Annotated in this window: 3 protein-coding genes; all 3 read right to left on the reverse strand. The window is 70.3% G+C overall.

Annotated elements, in window-relative coordinates:
- The coding region (locus G454_RS22960) for a prepilin-type N-terminal cleavage/methylation domain-containing protein (protein WP_425387452.1) at positions 1-170 on the reverse strand (170 nt) is incomplete at its 3' end.
- Positions 167-541 carry a hypothetical protein gene (locus G454_RS0115270; protein WP_027719243.1) on the reverse strand — a complete coding sequence of 125 codons (375 nt, stop codon included), beginning with the start codon at positions 539-541 and terminating at the stop codon, positions 167-169. The genes G454_RS0115270 and G454_RS22960, both read right to left, overlap by 4 nt.
- Positions 519-1034, reverse strand: a 516-nt coding sequence (locus G454_RS19800) for a GspE/PulE family protein (RefSeq protein WP_169719388.1), incomplete at its 5' end; no start/stop codon positions are given. The genes G454_RS19800 and G454_RS0115270, both read right to left, overlap by 23 nt.

Consider the following 1034-nt stretch of genomic DNA (forward strand, 5'->3'; position numbering starts at 1 on the left):
GCCAGGTGGGCGGCCGTCTGGCCCTCCGCCGATGCCCTGTGGGCCTTTACGGAGCCCGCCAGCAGGGCGCCGACCAGCGCGGCCGCCACGGCGAGGAGCGCCATGGCGACCACCACCGATGCCAGGGAGAAGCCGCGGTCGTCGTTGAGGGCGAACGAAACCCGCCTCAACTCGCCCCACCGTCCTTTCTTTCTGCGGCGCCTTTTCCGGCCATTTCCTCCAGGAAGGTTCCCAGGTACCTTTCCAGGGCCGCCCTGTGCGCGCCCGCCAGCGCGAAGCCCGCCTCGAGCATCACCAGCAGGTGGCCGAGGAAGCCCGCCAGGGCGCCGAGAGAGAGGAAGTGCGGCGCGTGGTGCCAGCCTTCGATCACGCCGTCCGCCAGGACTTTCGGGAAACAGGCCGGGGCGTTGCACCGCACCTCGAAGCCGCGGAACTCTTTCCTGCGCCAGTCGCACTCCCAGCGGAAAACGAAGCTTTCCCAGTCGCGGGATTCTTTCCCGCAGACCTCGCACTTCAGGCTAGTCCTCCGCAGATGCCGCAACCCTCATCGCCTCCTCGGGCGTGGTTGTACCTTCCAGGGCCTTCCTCCTGGCGTCCTCCACCAGCGGCACCATCCCTTCTCTAATCGCCTGGTCCCGCACCGCGTCGGCGTCGGCGTTCCTCCTCACGAGGTCCCTTATGGCGCGGGAGGCCGCCATCACTTCGGCCACGCAGGTGCGGCCGCGGTAGCCCGTCCGGCCGCAGGAGGGGCAGCCCCGCCCGCGGCGCAAAGACGCGGCGCCGTTCCCGGCACCGTTGCCCAGAAATCCCCACACAGGCGAGTCGGGGGGCGGCTCGTAGGGTTCCGCGCAGTCCGGGCAGACCTTCCGCACCAGCCGCTGGGCGACCACGCAGAGCAGGCACGAGGCCACCAGGTACGGCTCGGCGCCCATGTCGACGAGCCTCGCCGGGGCCGACGCCGCGTCGTTCGTGTGCAGGGTGGACAGCACCAGGTGGCCCGTGAGAGCCGCCTGCACGGCGATCTTCGCCGTCTC

The sequence above is a fragment of the Desulfovirgula thermocuniculi DSM 16036 genome (assembly GCF_000429345.1).
Lineage (GTDB): Bacteria > Bacillota > Desulfotomaculia > Desulfotomaculales > Desulfovirgulaceae > Desulfovirgula > Desulfovirgula thermocuniculi.